Annotated in this window: 3 protein-coding genes; all 3 read left to right on the top strand. The window is 33.5% G+C overall.

Going from position 1 to position 1,310, the window contains the following annotated elements; genetic code table 11:
* Positions 1 to 212: hypothetical protein (locus E1171_RS24090; RefSeq protein WP_222931323.1), on the top strand; the 212-nt coding region annotated here is incomplete at its 5' end.
* A gap of 291 nt (positions 213 to 503) precedes the next feature.
* Positions 504 to 794, top strand: a complete 291-nt coding sequence (locus E1171_RS01255; RefSeq protein WP_155203299.1) for a hypothetical protein — start codon at positions 504 to 506, stop codon at positions 792 to 794.
* 29 nt (positions 795 to 823) lie between these two features.
* On the top strand, positions 824 to 997 hold the full coding sequence (locus E1171_RS01250; protein ID WP_155203297.1) for a hypothetical protein: 174 nt from the start codon (positions 824 to 826) through the stop codon (positions 995 to 997).
* Positions 998 to 1,310: the final 313 nt, after the last annotated feature.

The following is a 1,310-nucleotide window of genomic DNA, read 5'->3' as shown; positions in this document are numbered from 1 at the left end:
ATGAATCAAAACCTAGAAAAATTATCATGAATAACACAAACAGGCTAGCTCAGTCACGACTCAAATTCGGGATTGAAATTGAGGAAAGTGATCATAAGTTCATACTTCCTAGCGTGAAATATGAAGCCTACAGGGAGGGTTCAACCCTTCTCCATTTTTCTCTATTCTTTAGCTACCTAGGGAAAAGCTTGGTGCTGTCTTTGTATCGGTAACTTTTTCAAACATTACTGAAAAAAACTAAAGATAACCGAACAAAAACCGAAGCTCATTAACGGTTTAACTGAAAGTCCGTGAAGTTATTTCATCTTGGGTTTATATGAAATTAGCTTGGTGAAAAAATAGTTTAAAACGGACTTACACAGAAAAATAATGAATTCTAAGAGACAACCAAACGACAAAAAGCTTAGAAATGAAATCCTGATAATTCTTGGTATTGCTGCTTTTGTCTCAGTTCTAATTAACTCCTTAATTATCAGTATTTTTTTACACTACATTGATGAATTATGAAAAACCAGAAATTTCCCAAACAGGGAGCAGAAAATAAAAAGACCTCACTGCAAGATGATGTTCCCTATCTACCAACTCCCCTTAAATTCAGACTGAAGCAGTTAGCAGATGATTTCAAATGTCCAGCAAGTCAAATCTATCCTTTTCTTATAAAATGTCTTGATAGATACAAAACAACGGAGGGAGCTTTGGGAAAGTTGAAAGACATTTTGGAAACGGCATCTAGGTTGAAAATATCTTTAGAGGAATCTTTCAAACTTCAGATGGAGATAGATTCTTGTGTTTAATTACTTCCAAAACCTAGATTAGCAGAACTATGGAGTACTTCAAAAAGCTCAGCATTTACGATGAGTCAGAAGACATTAAATATTCCCGTAATACAGAGTTAATTGAGGGTTATATTTATGATTCATACCAGGAGCAAATTGATTCTACACACAACATTAGTTGCGGTGGACTGGATAAATTAGATTGTTGTTGCGAAGATTAAACAAGAACTTCAAAAAACCAGATTAATGGAATCTAAAAAATACGGCAAATGAGTAAAATTAGTAGAAGTGAGTATCAAAAATTTTGTGAGGAAAATAAAAGACTATTTAAGGATATTAAGCTGCAAGTGTATTTAGATAGAGAAAGAAGTATAGATAGGACTATATGCATGAGGAAGTAGAGAAATAAATTTGAATCCTATGAAAAATTTGATCAAATGTTAATGAAAGTCATTCTAGGTGAAGGGTAACTTCCAAAACCAAGATTAGAGGAAGATTCCCAAAGAACATGATAACCCGAATTGGACTCACAGT

The organism is Xanthovirga aplysinae (assembly GCF_009711365.1).
Taxonomy (GTDB): Bacteria; Bacteroidota; Bacteroidia; order Cytophagales; family Cyclobacteriaceae; genus Xanthovirga; species Xanthovirga aplysinae.
Note: the sequence above shows the minus strand (reverse complement) of the source record. Positions and strands in the feature narration are given on the sequence as shown.